The sequence below is a fragment of the Acidovorax sp. genome, assembly GCF_027492855.1.
GTDB lineage: Bacteria > Pseudomonadota > Gammaproteobacteria > Burkholderiales > Burkholderiaceae_C > Acidovorax.
On record NZ_JAPUDY010000022.1, the window covers coordinates 72939 to 87966 of the forward strand.

A 15028-nucleotide genomic window follows, 5' to 3' on the forward strand; every position below is an offset into this window, starting at 1 on the left:
GGTCACGCCCAGGCCTTGCCCTTCTTCCACTCCGCCTCCAGCTCCAGGATCAGCTTCCAGTCACCCGCTACCGGCGAGGGCATGTAGGGCTCCGTCGTGGTCAGCCCTCCCCAGCCGGTGGCATAGCCAATCAGCGTGTGGTCCTGCGCACGCAGCGTGAGTTCGCCGTTGGCGCCGAAAGGTGACGGGATCCTCATCCCCCGCAGCGCCTCGGAGAGCTTCTTGCCATCCGTGCTCTGCGCCGCCTTCAGCGCGACCGCGAGAAAGCTGATGGCCGATGCGTTGGCCCAGCTCCAGTTGGTGGGCATCTCGCGGTTCTTTGCCAGGTACGCATCCGCCCAGCCCTGGTTGGCCGGCGTGCTCGGAAAGCCACGCAGGTACCGGTTGCCGGAGTGGATGCTGGGCGGGACATACTTCGTCGCAGCGAGGACCGTGTAGTCGGCCATGTTCGGCGAAAAGAATTCCAGCCTGTTGAAGAAGCCGAAGATGTTCCCCTGGTCGATGAACGCCGCGAGGTCCCCGCCCCACAGCGCCGAATAGACGGCCTGCACCTTGCTCAGGACGATGCGCGCCAGCTCCCTGCTGTAGTCCGGCTGCATGAACTGGGGCCAGAACTCGCCGATCACTTCGACATCCTTGTTGAAGCGCCGCAGGTAGGTCAGGAACTCCGCCGTGGTGTCGCGCCCGTAGGCGTAGTCCGGCGAGCAGGTCATCCAGTGGCGCACGCCCTTGTCGCGGGAGACCTTCGCGGCATAGGCCCCGCCGACGATGGCGTCGTGAATGGCCATGCGCGCGCACCGGAAGGCAGTGGGCACGTGCAGCTTCGGGTCCGCCGTCAGCGAGGATGCCTCCGACACCGTGTGCAGGCACAGCACGCCCAGTTCGCGCGCCACCTCGTGCACGGCCAGGGCGCCGGAGGACGGCTCCGCATCCACCAGGATCTCGCAGCCCTCCCTGGTCACCAGCTCGCGTGCGTTGCGGGCCGCCTCCTGCGGCTGGCCCTTGGAGTCGCGCACGACGATCTCGATGCGCCGGCCGTTCAGGCCGCCCGCGGCATTAAACTTCTCGGCCTCCTGCATCGCGCCGTTGCGCGAGGACCTGCCCATCATCGCAATGCGCCCCGTGAGGACCGTCGGCATGCCGATCCTGATCGGCTTGTTCTGCGCGAGTGAGATGCCCGGCCAGCCCACCGCGGCGCCCGCCAGGGCCGTGGCGCCCTGCAGCAACCTGCGGCGTAACCTAGGCATGGACTGCATCGGCATTCGCGCCGCGCTCGATGGTGTACTCCGCCTCAACGACGCGCCGCGAGTGGTTCAGGTCGCTCTGCGAGATGAGGATGGACAGGTCGCTGGACTTAAGCTTCAGGATCACGTCCGCCAGGCGCTTGCTGAGTGCGGGTGCGACGCCTTCGAAAGGTTCGTCGAGCAGCAGCAGCTTCGTGCCAGCGGCGAGCGCGCGCCCGAGTGCGACCAGCTTTTGCTGCCCGCCAGACAGAAGCAGTGCCCTGCGGTCCCGCATCTCCTTCACCTCCGGGAGAATGCCGTAGACGAATGCCAGGCGTTCGGCCTCCGAGAGCTTGCGGTTCGTCCACACGGGCAACAGGATGTTCTCTTCGACGGTCAGCTCCGGCACCAGGCCGCGGTCCTCCGGCATGTAGCCGATGCCCAGCAGGGCGCGCTCGTGCGGCGCCAGGGCGCAGAGGTCGTGGCCGTGGAATCGGATATGGCCCTGGGACGGGCGCAGATGCCCCATCAGCGAACGCATCAGGGTGGTTTTTCCCGCACCGTTGCGCCCGACGAGCCCGACCAAGGAGCGCTCGGGCACGCTCAGGGACAGCCCGCGCAACACCGCGACGGATTGGATGGATACATGGATGCCTTGGATTTCGAGCATGCTGGTCACTCCGCAGAGAGTTCGCCCGTGACGTACCGGCGCACGTCGTTCTGGGCAAGGACAGACGCGGGCACGTCGTCTGCAATGATGCGGCCGCTGTAGAACGCGATCACGCGCGTGGCGTGCCGGCCGATGATGTCCATGTCGTGTTCGACAAAGAGCACGGGCGTGTCCGGATCTTCCTCCAGCGCGGACATGATGGTGTCCATCATCTGGAACTTCTCATCGGCGGCGACCGCGCTGGTCGGCTCGTCCAGCAGCAGCAGCTTGGGCCGGGCCGTCAACGCCATTGCGATGTCCAGCAACTTGCGCACGCCACCCGGCAGTTCGCTGACGCGCCTGCGGCGGTGTTCCAGCAGGCGGAAACGCCGCAGCAGGTCGTCCGCCTGCTCGACGCGCACGGGATCCCGGGCAGACCGCAGGAAGCTGGAGCCGCCATTGCGGCAGGCCAGCGCCACCAGCATGTTCTCAAGCACGGACAGTTCGCCGAAAAGCTGCGGAATCTGAAAGGATCGGGCGACGCCAAGCGTATTGATGGCACGGGGCGTCAGGCGCGTGATGTCGGTACCGGCCAGCTTGATCTGCCCTTCATCGGGCTTGAGATAGCCGGTGATCATGTTGACGAAGGTGGTCTTGCCCGCACCGTTGCTGCCGATGAGACCGACGCGCTCGCCAGGTCCAATCTTGACCGTGATGTCCGAGGCCGCTACCACGGCACCGAAACGCTTGGCGACGCCATGGGCTTCAAGAATGGCTTGCATCAGCGTGCCTCCCGTGTCCAAAGAGAGCCGATGCCCTGCGGCAGGAACCGGATGACCAGCAGCAGGAACAGGCCGAGCGCAAGCTGCCAGGTGTTGGGAAAGTAGGCGCTGGAGAACGAGCGCACGATCTCCAGCAGGAAACTGGCGACGAATACCGCCGGCACGCTGCGGTATCCCGCCAGGACGGCGATGAAGACGAACTCGCCCGAAGTGGTCCAGTAGCTGAAAGCGGGCTCGACGTGACCCAACGAGAGCACGACCAGGGCACCGCCCACGCCGCCGAAGAACGCGGCGATCAGGAAGTTGGCACCGATCAGCCGCCGCACCGAGGCGCCCAGGTACTCCACGCGCAGTTCGTTGTCCCGCGCGGCCAGGGTGACCAGTCCGGCGGGCGAAGCGAAATAGGTCCGCGCCAGGAACCCGATCACCGCCGCGAATGCCATCGTGAGCAGGAACAGCCGGTAGGAGCCGGCCGGCCCATCGAGCCGCTCGCCCAGCAAGGTCGGCCTGCCGACGGTGAAGCCGTCCGATCCACCGAGTTCCGGCCATTTCATCAGCACGCCATAGGCGACCATGGACAGCGCCAGCGTGAGCGTTGCGAAGAAGATGCCGCGGTAGCGTGCAAGCAGCGGCGCGAAGGGCAAGGCCAAGAGCATGGCCAGCGCCCCGCCGGAGATTGCCAGCGCCAGGGCGTCCGTCCATCCCACATGGGTGAACAGCAGGGCCGCCCCGTAGCCGCCCGCCGCGAAGAACATGCCCTGCCCGAAGGAGACCACGCCCCCGCGCATCAGCGTCACGATGCCGAGCGAGACGAGCGCATTGCCTGCCGCGATCGTGACCAGATAGGTCAGCCAGGCGGGGGCGTACAGGCCGGCCACGGCGAGTACGGCCAATGTCCCGGCCGTGGCAGCCAGCGCATGCAAAGAGCGCGATGGCCTTTGCGACCCTCGCACGAGGGCCATTGAGTCGATGATGGTGTTCATGTGAAATTGACTTAGATCTTGCGTGCCTGGATGCGCTGGAACAGGCCCTCGGGCCGGAACACCAGCACGCCCGCCATGACGGCGTAGATGACAAAGAGTTCGGCCGCGGGTGCCAGGTGCACTGCGGCGGACCGGGCCAGCCCCACCAGCAGCGCGCCGATGGCCGCGCCCTCGATGCTGCCCAGGCCGCCGATGATCACGACCGCGAACGACAGCACCACCACGCTGACCGACAGGCCGGGCTGGACCGAGATCATCGGCGCGGTAAAGGCTCCCGCGAGGGCCGCCAGGAACACGCCTGCCCCGAAAGCCAGCGTGTAGACGCGAGAGACGTGGACGCCCATGCTGGAGGCCACCTCCGCGCTGTGAATCACGGCCAGCACGATCTTGCCCTGGCGTGTGCGGTTCAGGGCCCACCACGCCGCCAGCCCGGCCGCCACCGCCAGGCCCCAAAGCGCGAAGTCGTAGCCGACGTAGGACATCGACCCGAAATCAACACTGCCGAACAGGCCATAGGGCTCGGTCACGAAGTAGGGGTTGGCGCCCCAGACCAGTTTGGTCACGTCCTCCATGACGAGGAACAGGGCGTAGGTGACGAGCACCAGCAGCACCTCGTCCCGGCCGTAGAAGAAGCGCAGCAGGCCGCGCTCAATGGCGGGCGCCACCACCATTGCCACCGCAACGGCCGCCAGCAGCATGGCGGCGAGCGACGTCCAGGGCGACCATTCCATGCCCGCCGCCCAGCCGACGAAGCTGGCGGCGGCATAGGCGCCGAGGGCGTAGAAACTGCCGTGGGCGATGTTGAGGATCTTCAGTACGCCAAAAACCAGCGTCAGGCCAAGGGAAACGATGAACAGCCACGAAGCGTAGTTCAGGCCGTCGATGAGCAGGGTCAGCAGACCATCCATGTGCGGGCTCCTAGAGGAAAGGATGTGGTCAGGGGCAGTTCTTGGCGCCGGGGAAGCCCGCCTTGATCCATGCCTCCGCCGTGGTGCCGGCGGGCGGGTTCACGCATTCCGCAGGGAAGTGCGCGATGTCTTCGAGCACCACCTTCTTGCTGGCGGCGTCGTAGCGGGTGCGCGCAATGGCCGTGTCCTGGATGGCCTGGTGCCCGTCGGCCAGCGCCATGCGGATGCGGCCGCCCGGCGAATCCCACTCGCTGCCGCGCAGCGCGGCGGCCAACTGCTCCGGCGAAGGCTTCTTGCCCCCGTTGGCGGCCATGGCCTTTTCTGCCGCGAGCTTGAGCCCCAGCAGGGCCTGCGCCATGCGGTAGGGCGAATGCAACGGCTGCTGGCCGTTGTTGGCCTTCGCATAGACCTCGTTCCACCAGTCGTTCAGTGCGGACTTGGGCGCCATCTGCCCGTAGGCTCCGCGCGCGCCCAGGATCACGCCGTCGGGCATGCGCTGGCCCAGCACGGGCAGCACGTGGTCGCCCGCTGAGATCACCAGTTGCGTGCGCTTGAACAGGCCGCGCGGCCCGGCCTGCAGCATCAGCGCCTGCAGGTCGCCGCCCCACAGGCTGGTGTGCGTCACGTCGGCGGGCTTGGACAGCAAGGCCGATATCTCCGTGCCGTACTGCCCTGCGCCGAACTTGGGCAGCAGGTCCTGGCCAACCGTGGCAGCGGGATAGAACTGGCCCATGGCGGCGGTGAAATCGGCCTTGGCGTCATGGCCCCAGGCGTAGTCCTGGTTGATGAGGTTGATGGAACCTGCCTTGACATTGCGCGCCTTCAGATAGCGCGCCAGCGCCACGTTGTCCATCGTGGCGTGGGATGCGGTCCGAAAGACGTAGGAGAACTTGTTGTCCTCAAAGATGCGCGGCGTGCCGCAGTCGTGCAGGATCAGGAAGCGCTTGAGTTCCTCGGCCACAGGCGCCACAGCCAGGCAGTCGCCCGAGCCGACGTAGCCGACGACGGCATCGACCTTCTCGCGGTCGTAAAGCGTGCGCAGCTCCTGCACCTGCTTGGTCGCTCCCCCGGCCTCATCGACGTAGACCGCCTCGATCTTCAGGCCGCCGATGCCCTTCTTGTCATACGGCGCAGGCGCGGCGCCCCGGTTGAACGCATCCACCAGCACCTTGGCGCCGTTGACGGCGGGAATACCGAAGCTCTCGGCCGCCTGGCCCGAGAGAAAGGTCACGACGCCGATCTTGAAAGACTCCTGCGCCTGCGCAGCGGCACCGCAAAGCAGCAGGGCCGCGCCGGCGGCGGCAGAGAGAAGGGAGCGGAACGGTGGATGGAAATGCATGGTTTGTCTCCTTCGTTGGGGGTTGGAACTTGAAGAGCCACGAGCGTAGGGGCGCGTGCCTCGCAAACGCCCCCCTCCGATGGGGAGGGCTGGGGAAGACCCGCCCCCCCACCAGCCTCCCCGCGCGGATGCACCTCCACAGGCCAGTGCTTCCTAGAATTTTTTGCACGCAAGACCTTTTGCAAGACACCCTCACACCAACGACAGAAAGCACGCACTTCTCATGCAAGACACCGCCCTCCCTACCACCATGCAACGGGTGGAGATCACCCGCTTCGGCGGCCCCGAGGTACTGCAAGCACGGCAGGCGCCCGTGCCCGCGCCCTCCCCGGACGAACTGCTCATCCGCGTCCAGGCCGCGGGCGTCAACCGTCCCGACGTCATGCAGCGCACGGGCACCTACCCCATGCCGCCCGGCGTCACGCCTATCCCGGGCCTGGAGGTGGCGGGGCGCGTCGTGGCGGTGGGCGAGCGTGTCACGGGGTTCCAGGTGGGCGACCTGGTCTGCGGCCTGACCGAGGGCGGCGGCTACGCCGAATACTGCGTGGTGCCCGCCACGCAGGCGCTGCCCGTGCCCAGCAACGTGGATGTGCTGCACGCCGCCGCCATCCCCGAGACCTTCTTCACCGTCTGGGCCAACGTCTTCCAGCGCGGCCACATCGCACCCGGCAGCACGCTGCTGGTGCACGGCGGGACCAGCGGCATTGGCTCAACGACGCTGATGCTGGCCAAGGAGTTCGGCATCCGCACCCTCGCCACCGATTCCGGAGCCGACAAGCTCGCGGCGGCGCTGCGCTTCGGCGCGCAGGAGGCGATCGACTACGCCGAATGCGACTTCGTGGAGGTGGCACGCGAATGGACGGGCGGCCGGGGCGTCGATGCCATCCTGGACATCGTGGGCGGCGCCTACTTCGAGCGCAACGTGGCGGCGCTGGCCAAGGATGGGCGGCTGCTGCTCATCGGCTTCCTGGGTGGCGAGGTGGCGCCCAGCGTCAACCTGCTCACCCTGGCCGTCAAGCGGTTGACGGTGACGGGCTCGACCCTGCGCGCGCGCTCGGTCGATGAGAAAGCGGAAATCGCCCGCGACCTGCAGGCCAAGGTGTGGCCGCTGCTTGAAGCGGGCCGCTGCCTGCCCACCGTCCATGCCCAGTTCCCCCTGGAGCGCGCGGCGGATGCGCACCGGCTGATGGAAAGCGGCAGCCACATCGGCAAGATCATCCTGCGCGTAGCCGGCTAGTTCAACCCAACCACGGAGACTCCATGCATCCATCCAGTCAGTCCACAACGGCTATTTTTGTGCGCGCCGTCCTTTCAGCGGCCTTGCTGGCGGGCACCGCATCCATGGCGGCGGGCCCCGGGCACGGCACCAGGGACGAGGCTATCGCGATGACCAAGAAGGCCGTCGCGCATTTCAAGAGCGAGGGGAAAGACAAGGCGCTGGCCGACTTTTCGCGCAAGGGCGGCGCGTTCGTTGACCGCGACCTCTATGTGTTCGTCCTCGACCTGAATGGAAAGAACATCGCGCATGCCACCAACGAGAAGATGATCGGCCGGGACCTGCTGCAGCTCAAGGACGCGGACGGCAAGTCCTATGTCATTGAGATGGTCGAGAAGGCCAAGACCGGAAAACCGGCCTGGATCGACTACAAGTGGCCCAACCCGCTGACCAAGGAAATCGAGGCCAAAAGCTCGTACTGCGAGCCTGTGGACGGCGGCCTGATCTGCGTCGGGGTCTACAAGTGACAGTGAGCGTATCCCGCCACGCGCCGCCGTCCGGCCGATGGACGGTCTCGCGGCGGCTGGCGGCGGGCTTTGGCACGATGGCGCTGCTGCTGCTCTCGGTCTGCGTGATGGGATACCTCAACATCGTCCGTACCCAGAAGCTGGTCAGCGAAGACCTGGCCTCGTCGCGACAAAGGCTGGCGGGCGCGAACCACATGGTCCAGCTGGTTTTGGAGCAGGACATGCGGTTGCGGCAGGTAGGCCTGCTGACGGACGTGAGCCAGATGCAGGCCCAGGCGGCTGCGGCCCGCGCGGCGGGCAAGGCGCTGACCGCCACGCTGGACCAGTTGGCGCAGGATCGCCAGACCGGTGCCGAGCAGGCGATGCTGGAGCAGGCCCGGGCGCTCGACCAGCGCAGCAAGCCGGTGGTGGACAAGGCCGTCAACATGGCGCTTGCGCTTCAATCCCAGGACGCGGCGGACATCCTGGTCCAGCAGCTCGACCCGCTGTCGCAGCAGCGCCGGGAGCGCCTGGCGGAGTTTGCGAGGCTGCAGCAGGAGCAGGCGGACACGGCGGAGCAGCGGGTGCTGGCCGAAGGCCGCTCGGCCACCCGGCTGATGGCGGCCAGCGCGCTGGCGGGCCTGCTCCTGGCCGGGCTCGCCGGCTGGCTGGTCTCGCGCTCGGTCGTGCGGCCGCTGCGCCGTGCCGTGGCCGCTGCGGAGAGAGTGGCCGAGGGCGACCTCACGGTGCGCCTGCCCCACGCCAGCGGCGACGAGATCGGCGAACTGCTCGCCGCACTGAACCGGATGGCCGACAGCCTGCGAAGCGTCATCAGCGCCATGCGCAGCTCGTCGGACTCGGTGCTGCTGGCCTCCGGCGAAATCGCGGCGGGCAACCATGACCTGTCGGTGCGCACGGAAAGCCAAGCCAGCAGCCTGCAGGCCACCGCGTCCACCATCGAGCAGATGAGCGAATCGATCCGCAGCAACGCCGAGGCCGCGCTCCAGGCGGCACGCCTGGCCGTCGATGCCTCGGGGATAGCCAGCCAGGGCAGCCGGCACATGGACCAGGTGGTGGCGACCATGGACGCGATCAGGCTCAGCTCGCACCGGATCGCCGACATCATCGGTGCCATCGACGGCATCGCCTTTCAGACCAATATCCTGGCATTGAATGCAGCCGTGGAGGCCGCGCGGGCCGGGGAGCAGGGGCGAGGATTTGCTGTGGTGGCCGGGGAGGTTCGCGCCCTGGCCCGCCGGGCCGCCGAAGCGGCGCGCGAGATCAAGGACCTGATCACGGCGAACGTGGAAAAGGTCGAGTCGGGCAGCCGCCTCGTAGCGGACGCAGGCAGCACCATGTCGAACATCGTGCAATCCTCGCAGCATGTGGCGGCCATCATCCAGGAGATCAACCATGCCACCCAGGAGCAGTCCGCCGGGCTGGAGCAGATCAACCGCTCCATCCTGGCCCTCGACGAAGCGACCCAGCAGACCGCCGCGCTGGTGGAGCAGAGCGCGGCGGCGGCCAGTAGCCTGGAGGTGCAGACGCAGGCGCTCAACCAGGCCGTGAGCGTCTTTCGCATGGCCGAGAGTGCCTAGGGAATTTTTCAAGCGAAAAATGCCTTCAGCGCTTATGCAGCAAGCGCAAGCAGCTATTTAATTGGGAGCACTCACCCCTTACCCAAAGGCGCCAGGCCCAACCCGGCCTGCACGGCCTCAAGGCGCGAGCCAACATTGAGCTTCTCGAAGATGTTCTTGAGGTGCCATTTGACGGTCTCGGGGGCCACGCTCAGCGCCCGGGCAATTTCCTTGTTGGACTGGCCGCGCGCAATGTGTTCGAGGATTTCGACCTCGCGCGCGCTCAGCAACGTGGCCGCGCGGGCCAGGCCGGGTGAAGGTTGCTGCAGGGGCACGGCCACCTGCTGCGGGCTGCCTTCCAGCCAGCCGTCCAGCAGGGGCAGGTAGAGCTGGCCGATGGACCGGGAAGCACGGCGCAGCCTGTCCATCAATTGCAACAGCGGCGCGCCTTCGTCGGTGAAGCTGCTGGCCATGGGCTCGGCGCACGCGTAACGCAGCGCGGCCTCCAGCGCCCCCAGGGCCGCATCGCCCTCGCCCTGCTGTTGCCAGGCCAGCGCCAGCAGCAGCGACGCGCAGGCGCTCAGATAGCGCATGCCCGCCGCGTCCAACTGCCCGCGCAGTTGCTGGAGCAAATCCACGGCGGCTTCGGAACGGCCCTGGGCCAGGGCCACGCGCGCCGAGGCGCAGCAGAAGCTGCTCCAGGTTTCCAGAAAGCTCCCCAGGGGCTGCGGGCGCCGCGCGGGCATCAGTCCATTCAGCTCCACCAGCACCTGCTGCGCGTCGGTCAGCCGCCCGGCCTGCAGCAAGAGGCGGATGGCCTCGGCATCGCAGCCGGCGCGCAGGCGCAGCCAATGGCGCTCGGCGGCCACCTCGCGGGCCTCTTCCAGCACCACCAGCGCCGAGGCCACATCGCCCTGGCGCGCGTACACGCGTGCGCTGCCCAGGCAAAAGCGCAGCAGCGAGCCCAGCGGGCATGCTTCCTTGGCCAGCGCGATGCGCCCGTCCATCACGCGGGCGGCGGCGGCCATGTCGCCGCGCTCGCAGTGCAGCGCCACGAGGTAGCCCGAGGGCACGGCGGCCGCCGCCGAGTCTCGGCCCACGGCGGTTTCGGCGCGCAGCAGCGCGCTCTCGAAGATGCGGGCGGCATCGGCCAGCCGCCCCTCCACCATCGCGCCCAGCCCGACCATGCTCTGCCGGTAGACGCTGGAATAGACGGGCTCGCCATCGGCCATCTCCTGCGGCGTGGCGGCGCGGCGGCGCACCTCGCCGAACTGCCCGTCATAGGCCAGGCCGAAGACCAGCGCGGTCTGCGCGAAGCGCTGCGCCCAGCGCGAGACGGGCACGGGCGACTGCTCCACACGGCGCCCCAGTTCCAGCGAGCGCGGCGTGTCGTCGGCGAAGCCCGCGATGAGCGCGCTGACTGACGCCAGTTCGGCGGGCAGAGGGCTGTCGGCGCAGCCATCCTGGACCGCGATCTCGTCGCCGATTTCCTGCACCAGGCGCTCGGCCTCGGGGATGCGGAAGGACAGGGTCAAGCCCCAGGCCTTGGCGATGCGCAGCCGCAGGCTGCGCTGCACCAGATCGACGGGCAGCTGCGAGAACCAGCCCAGAAGCGTGGGAATGTCGCTGCGGTCGATCAGCGCGGCCGCGCAGCCCTCGGCCCACTGCACGGCCTGCTCCACGTCGCCCGCCGCTATCGCATGGCGCACGGCCTCGGGCCACAGCCGCTGGCCCGCGAACCAGCGGCTGGCGCGGCGGTGCAGCGCGGTCAGCTCGCCGCCCAGCTGCACTTCGGCCCGGCGGCGCAGCGCGTCAGCCATGAGGGTGTGGAAGCGGAACCAGCGCTGCTCGTCGTCGAGCGCACGGAGGAACATGTTGTGCTGCTGCAGCCATTCCAGCTTTTCCCAGCTGCGCCCGCCGGGCTTGACCATCGCGTCGCACACGTCGCTGCAAAAGCGCTCCAGCACCGACACGCGCAGCGCGAACTGCAGCACCGGCGCGGGCATGCGCGAGAGCACGACCTCGTACAGGTAGGCGTCGCCGATCAGCTTCTTGCCCGCCAGCTCGCGCGCCAGCCGCGCCGGTTCGTCGGCATTGCGCAGGGCCAGCGCCGCCAGCTGCAGGCCGGTGACCCAGCCTTCGGACGCGCTGTTGATGAGTTCGATGCCGGGCCGGTCGAGCGCCACGCCGTGCGCACGCGCGAAGAAGGCCAGCGCGTCGTCGTTGGAAAAGCGCAGTGCGGCGGCGTCCAAGGTCACGGCCTGCTCCGGCAGAGCCCAGGCGCCCAGCGGCAGGCCCGGATCGCGGCGCGTGCCGATGCAGACGTGGAAGTTGGCCGGCGCATAGCGCAACAGTCGCGTGACCAGCGCGAGGCTGGCGCGTGAGCCGATGCGCTCGAAGTCGTCGAGGAACAGGAATACCTCGCGGCCCGCCTGCGCGATCTCGTTGAGCAGCACCGCCTGCACGGTCTTGATGGGCGTGAGCGGGTCGTGTTGCAGCAACTCGGCGGCCCGGCGGCCCACACCGCGCAGGGCCGAGACGAGGTAGTGCCCGAGCTGCTGCGCATCGTCGTCATCCTCGTCCAGCGTCAGCCACGCCACCGCATCGCCGCGCTGGCGCAGGGCTTCGTGCCACTCCGTCATCAGCGTGGTCTTGCCAAATCCGGCGGGCGCGACGATGGCCGTGAGCCGCTTGTCCGCCACTTGAGCCAGCCGCTCCAGCAAAGCCGGCCGTCCCACGGGTTCACCCGCCAGGCGCGGCGGCGTCATCTTGGTGTGGATGAGGGCCAGGCTCCAGCCGCCCCCGCCGCCGGTGTCCATCACCGTGCCATGTAGCGCTGGGCGGCCTGCCAGCCCAGTTCGGCCAGCGGGCCGGCCTTGCGGCCATTGTCCGCCGCGTCCTCGGCCGTGGCGTTGCCCTCCGCCGCGCGCTGGGCGATGCCGTGCAGGATGGCCGCCATGCGGAACAGGTTGTAGGCGATGTAGAAATCCCAGTGCCCGGCCGCCTGCCGGCCCGTGGCCTGCTCGTACCAGGCGATGTATTCGGCCTCCTGCGGAATGCCCAAGGCGGCCAGGTCCAGCCCTGCGATGCCGCGCCACAGGCTGGGCGGGATGCGCCAGGCCATGCACTGGTAGGCCAGGTCGGCCAGCGGGTGGCCGAGGGTCGACAGCTCCCAGTCCAGTGCGCCGATGACACGCGGCTCGGTGGGATGGAAGACGAGGTTGTCCAGCCGGTAGTCGCCGTGCACCAGCGTGGTCTCGTCGCCCGCGGGCAAGTGCGCGGGCAGCCAGTCCATGAGGTGGTGCATGGCCTCATTCATGGGCACGGTGGATTCGCGGCACTGGCGCGACCAGCGGGCGATCTGGCGGCCCACATAGTTGCCCTCCTTTCCGTAGTCGCCCAGGCCCACGGCGCGGTAGTCCACGGCGTGCAGCGCGGCGATGACGCGGTTCATCTCGCGGTAGATGGCGTGGCGCTCGACGGGCTGCATGCCGGGCAGGGACTGGTCCATGAGCACGCGGCCCTGGAGGAAATCCATCACGTAGAACGGCGTGCCCAGCAGCTCGCCGCTCTCGCAGTAGTGCAGCATGCGCGGCACGGGCACATCGGTGCCTGCCAGCGCTTTCATCACGCGGTATTCGCGGTCGATGGCGTGGGCCGATGCGATCAGCGTGCCCGGCGGCTTCTTGCGCAGCACGTAGTCGCGGCCTTCGCCGGCCGTGATGCGGTAGGTGGGGTTGGACTGGCCGCCCGCGAGCACGCGCACCTCCAGCGGCGCGCTGCCCGCGAGGCCCTGGGCGCGCAGGTAATCACCGAGCGCTTCCACCGGCAAGGGATTCGCTGGGCCGCTCATAGCGAACTCACCAGGTGCGCGCCATCGACGGCCAGCGTGGCGCCCGACATGGCCGCTCCCGCATCGGAGGCCAGCAGCAGCAGCGGGCCGTCCAGGTCCGCCACCTCGCCAAAGCGGCGGCTGGGGATGCGTACGCGCAGCTTGTCGCCCTGCTCGCTCGTGAGGAAGTCGCGGTTCAGATCGGTGACCACGTAGCCGGGCAGCAGCGCGTTCACTCGGATGCCGTGGCGCGCCAGCTCCAGCGCCAGGGCCTTGGTGGCCTGCACCACGCCGGCCTTGGAGATGGCGTATGGCGCCACGCCGCCCGCCACGCGCTCGCCGAGGATGGAGGCCACGTTGACGATGCTGCCGCCACGGCCCGCGGCCACCATGCGGCGCGCGGCCTCGGTGGCCACGAGCCAGTTGCCCTTGAGGTTGGTGCCGAGCACGTGGTCGAAGTCCTGTTCGGTCTGCTCCAGCACGGAACGCGTCACCGTCACCCCCGCGTTGTTGACCACCACGTCGGGCCGCCCCCAAGCGCACAGCGCGTCGAAGCAGGCGCGCACGCTGGCGTTGTCGGTCACGTCGAGCGCGAAGGCGCGCGCCTCGCCGCCCTGCGCGGCGATGGCGTCCACCACGCCCTGCAGCTTGTCCACGCGGCGCGCGGCCAGGGCCACGCGGGCGCCGGCGGCGGCCAGCACTTCTGCGAAGTGCGTGCCCAGACCACTGGAGGCGCCAGTCACGAGCGCCAGCTTGCCTTGCAGGCTGAACTGATCCATCACGGCGCTCATGCCACACCTCCTTCGCGCAGCAGTTCGGCCTCGGCCTTCTCGGCCATGTGGGCGAGCTTGCGCGCCATGCTCCAGCGGTGCACCTCGCTCGGGCCGTCGTAGATGCGGAAGGCGCGCATGTCGGTGAAGATGCGCATCACCGGCGTCTCGCCCGTCACGCCCTGGCCGCCGAGCATCTGCACGCTGCGGTCCACCACGCGCCATTCGGCCTCGGAGCACACGACCTTGGCACGGCTCGACTCGAAGTTGCACTTCTCGCCCTGGTCCAGCAGCCAGGCCGTGTGCCAGATGTGCAGGCGCGCGGTGTGCAGGTCCATGTCGTTGTCGGCCACCATGAAGCCCACGCCCTCGTGCTCCACCAGCGGTTTGCCGAAGGCGTGGCGCTTGCGCACGTAGTTCAATGCCGTGTCGTGCGCGCGGCGCGCCTGGCCCAGCCAGCGCATGCAGTGCGTGAGGCGCGCGGGCGCCAGGCGCACCTGCGCGTAACGAAAGCCCTTGCCCACCTCGCCGAGCACGTCGGCGGCGGGCACGCGCAGGTCGTGAAAGCGCAGCACGCCGTGGCCGCCGGTGAAGCAGGCGTCCATCGCGTCCATGTTGCGCTCCAGGGTGATGCCGGGGCGGTCCATGTCCGAGAGGAACATGGTGGCCGAACCGTCTTCCATGCGCGCCATGATGATGGCGTAGTCCGCTCCGTCGGCGCCGGTGATGAACCACTTGAGGCCGTTGATGACGTAGTCGTCGCCGTCGCGCACCGCGGTGGTCTGCAGCATGGACGGATCGGCCCCCGCGCCGGGCGAAGGCTCGGTCATCGCGAAGCACGAGCGTAGCTCGCCCGCCACCTGCGGGCGCAGCCAGCGCTCCTTCTGCGCGGGCGTGGCCACCTCCTCCATCAGGTGGATGTTGCCCTCGTCGGGCGCGTGGATGTTGAGCGCCGTGGGCCCCAGGCGCGAGTAGCCCGCCTCCTCGAACACTACGGCCTTCTCCACGTGCGTGAGGCCCATGCCGCCCATCTCGCGCGAGGCGTGGGGCGTGAGCAGGCCCGCCGCCCTGGCGCGCGCCACCAACTCGCGGCGCAGCGACTCATCGGGGCCGTGGTGCGACTGGCGCGGGTCGTTTTCCAGCGGGATCACCTGCTCTGCGATGAATTGCCGGGTCTTGTCGCGCAGGGCGTGCAACTCGGGGGAGATAGAAAAATCCATGTGGCCCTTGATTCATTGATCTA

General features: G+C 68.5%; 13 protein-coding genes. 3 read left to right on the forward strand and 10 right to left on the reverse strand.

Annotated elements, in window-relative coordinates; translation table 11 throughout:
* Positions 1-2: 2 nt before the first annotated feature.
* From Q0105_RS04190 to Q0105_RS04215, 6 genes are read right to left on the reverse strand one after another with little or no spacing between them, the layout of a single operon-like run.
* On the reverse strand, positions 3-1226 hold the full coding sequence (locus tag Q0105_RS04190; protein WP_298209051.1) for an ABC transporter substrate-binding protein: 1224 nt from the start codon (positions 1224-1226) through the stop codon (positions 3-5).
* Between the two features lie 13 nt (positions 1227-1239).
* Complete coding sequence (locus Q0105_RS04195) at positions 1240-1893, reverse strand: ATP-binding cassette domain-containing protein (protein ID WP_298209053.1); 654 nt, start codon at positions 1891-1893, stop codon at positions 1240-1242.
* A 5-nt stretch (positions 1894-1898) separates the two neighbouring features.
* Positions 1899-2654, reverse strand: a complete 756-nt coding sequence (locus Q0105_RS04200) for an ABC transporter ATP-binding protein (RefSeq protein WP_298209055.1) — start codon at positions 2652-2654, stop codon at positions 1899-1901.
* Positions 2654-3637, reverse strand: coding sequence for a branched-chain amino acid ABC transporter permease (locus Q0105_RS04205; protein WP_298209057.1), 984 nt, complete (start codon positions 3635-3637; stop codon positions 2654-2656). The genes Q0105_RS04200 and Q0105_RS04205 overlap by 1 nt, the downstream gene beginning before the upstream one ends.
* A gap of 11 nt (positions 3638-3648) precedes the next feature.
* Positions 3649-4545, reverse strand: a complete 897-nt coding sequence (locus Q0105_RS04210) for a branched-chain amino acid ABC transporter permease (protein ID WP_298209059.1) — start codon at positions 4543-4545, stop codon at positions 3649-3651.
* A gap of 28 nt (positions 4546-4573) precedes the next feature.
* The gene (locus Q0105_RS04215) at positions 4574-5884 is read right to left on the reverse strand and encodes an ABC transporter substrate-binding protein (protein ID WP_298209061.1); all 1311 of its coding nucleotides are present in this window, start codon (positions 5882-5884) and stop codon (positions 4574-4576) included.
* 250 nt (positions 5885-6134) lie between these two features.
* Here Q0105_RS04215 and Q0105_RS04220 point away from each other — a divergent pair, with 250 nt between their 5' ends.
* Genes Q0105_RS04220 through Q0105_RS04230 form a run of 3 tightly spaced genes read left to right on the forward strand, consistent with a single transcriptional unit; the run spans position 6135 to position 9204 of the window.
* On the forward strand, positions 6135-7121 hold the full coding sequence (locus Q0105_RS04220) for an NAD(P)H-quinone oxidoreductase (RefSeq protein ID WP_298209120.1): 987 nt from the start codon (positions 6135-6137) through the stop codon (positions 7119-7121).
* A 23-nt stretch (positions 7122-7144) separates the two neighbouring features.
* The gene (locus Q0105_RS04225) at positions 7145-7627 is read left to right on the forward strand and encodes a cache domain-containing protein (RefSeq protein WP_298209063.1); all 483 of its coding nucleotides are present in this window, start codon (positions 7145-7147) and stop codon (positions 7625-7627) included.
* A gap of 2 nt (positions 7628-7629) precedes the next feature.
* Positions 7630-9204, forward strand: a complete 1575-nt coding sequence (locus Q0105_RS04230) for a methyl-accepting chemotaxis protein (protein WP_298209065.1) — start codon at positions 7630-7632, stop codon at positions 9202-9204.
* Between the two features lie 71 nt (positions 9205-9275).
* Here Q0105_RS04230 and Q0105_RS04235 read toward each other — a convergent pair whose 3' ends face one another.
* From Q0105_RS04235 to Q0105_RS04250, 4 genes are read right to left on the reverse strand one after another with little or no spacing between them, the layout of a single operon-like run.
* Positions 9276-12002, reverse strand: coding sequence for a LuxR C-terminal-related transcriptional regulator (locus Q0105_RS04235; RefSeq protein ID WP_298209067.1), 2727 nt, complete (start codon positions 12000-12002; stop codon positions 9276-9278).
* Entirely contained in the window at positions 12002-13036 is a 1035-nt protein-coding gene (locus Q0105_RS04240; RefSeq protein ID WP_298209069.1) for a phosphotransferase, read from the reverse strand. The genes Q0105_RS04235 and Q0105_RS04240 overlap by 1 nt, the downstream gene beginning before the upstream one ends.
* Positions 13033-13806: an SDR family oxidoreductase gene (locus tag Q0105_RS04245; protein ID WP_298209071.1), complete on the reverse strand. Its 774-nt coding sequence runs from the start codon at positions 13804-13806 to the stop codon at positions 13033-13035. The genes Q0105_RS04240 and Q0105_RS04245 overlap by 4 nt, the downstream gene beginning before the upstream one ends.
* Positions 13803-15005 carry an acyl-CoA dehydrogenase family protein gene (locus Q0105_RS04250; protein ID WP_298209073.1) on the reverse strand — a complete coding sequence of 401 codons (1203 nt, stop codon included), beginning with the start codon at positions 15003-15005 and terminating at the stop codon, positions 13803-13805. The genes Q0105_RS04245 and Q0105_RS04250 overlap by 4 nt, the downstream gene beginning before the upstream one ends.
* Between the last annotated feature and the right edge of the window lie 23 nt (positions 15006-15028).